Source organism: Vibrio sp. R-1 (assembly GCF_035615595.1).
GTDB classification, from domain to species: Bacteria; Pseudomonadota; Gammaproteobacteria; order Enterobacterales; family Vibrionaceae; genus Vibrio; species Vibrio cholerae.
The window spans coordinates 1-1,409 of record NZ_WPDC01000189.1 but is presented as its reverse complement, the minus strand read 5'-3'; the positions used below and the strand labels follow the sequence as shown (position 1 = coordinate 1,409).

The following is a 1,409-nucleotide window of genomic DNA, read 5'->3' as shown; positions in this document are numbered from 1 at the left end:
TGAACGAACGTAGCCAACATCGCTGCAGCTTAAGTAGGAAGGGTATAGACCGATAGGACTTAGCGCTGAATCTAAGCGTTAAGTCCTCCCACGTTTTATTGCCTCATCAAGCAATCTCTAATTCGCATACACTTATGGGTGTACGCGAAAAACTCAATTTAACTCTACGGAGAAGTATGTCTACCTCAACCGTGAATACCCAACAAACACCGCAAATGAGTTTGTTGCTTTATATTGTGCTCGGTGCGCTCGGTGCGTTGACACCGCTGGCGATCGATATGTATTTGCCGGCCATGCCGACCATTGCCCGTGATTTCGGCGTTAACGCTGGTGCGGTGCAAATTACTCTAACTGCCTATACGGCAGGCTTTGCCATTGGCCAATTGCTGCATGGTCCTCTGGCCGATAGTTATGGTCGCCGTCCGGTGATGCTGTGCGGTATCTTCCTCTTTGGTATTGCCGCTATGGTGAGCGCGACGACCAATGGTATTGAAGCCTTAACCTACATTCGTGCCGCGCAAGGTTTTGCGGGTGCGGCGGCGGCCGTGGTCATTCAAGCGGTGGTACGCGATATGTTTGACCGCGAAGATTTTGCGCGGGCGATGTCGTTTGTCACTTTAGTGGTGACGCTGGCTCCTTTGGTTGCGCCTATGATTGGCGGGCACTTGGCGATTTGGTTTGGCTGGCGTTCTATCTTCTGGGTGCTGGCGCTGTTTGCGGCACTCGTTATCGCGATGGTGATGTGGAAAATCCCAGAAACGCTGAGCCCTGAAAATCGTCAGCCGCTGCGTTTTCGTAGCACCATGCGCAACTATTTTGATTTGTGTAAAAACCCTGTAGCTATGGGGCTGATTTTCTCTGGCGCATTTTCGTTTGCGGGTATGTTCGCGTTTTTGACAGCCGGCGCGTTTGTGTACATCGATATTTATGGCGTTAGCCCAGACGGTTTCGGATACCTGTTTGGCCTTAATATTGTCGCGATGATTGCGTTGACCACGATCAATGGCCGTTTTGTCAAAAAAATCGGCTCACACAACATGCTACGCTTCGCACTCTTTTTACAGTTGATGGCGGGGATTGGTCTGTTTGTTAGCTGGGTTCTGGATTGGGGATTATGGGGAACCGTACCATTCGTGGTGTTGTTTGTCGGTACAATCTCAACCATTGGCAGTAACTCGATGGGGTTGTTGCTGAGTAAATACCCGCGTATGGCGGGAACCGCATCATCATTAGCGGGCACATTGCGTTTTGGTACGGGCTCAATCATCGGCGCTGTCGTGGCAGCGTTGCCGGGTACTGAAACATGGCCAATGATATTTGTGATGGCGGCTTGTTCTGTGTTATCAGGTGCCTTTTACTGGACGTTAGGAAGAAAAGCGTAATGGCGAATTACCATTTAGAAATTCAAA

General features: G+C 50.1%; 1 protein-coding gene. It reads left to right on the top strand.

Going from position 1 to position 1,409, the window contains the following annotated elements; genetic code table 11:
• Positions 1–176 precede the first annotated feature (176 nt).
• Entirely contained in the window at positions 177–1,382 is a 1,206-nt protein-coding gene (locus GOU96_RS17495) for a Bcr/CflA family multidrug efflux MFS transporter (protein WP_000108086.1), read from the top strand.
• Positions 1,383–1,409 lie beyond the last annotated feature (27 nt).

Excerpts from the sequence above, each read along its gene's own strand:
- GOU96_RS17495 (WP_000108086.1), top strand. The coding sequence starts at position 177 with ATGTCTACCTCAACCGTGAATACCCAACAAACACCGCAAATGAGTTTG.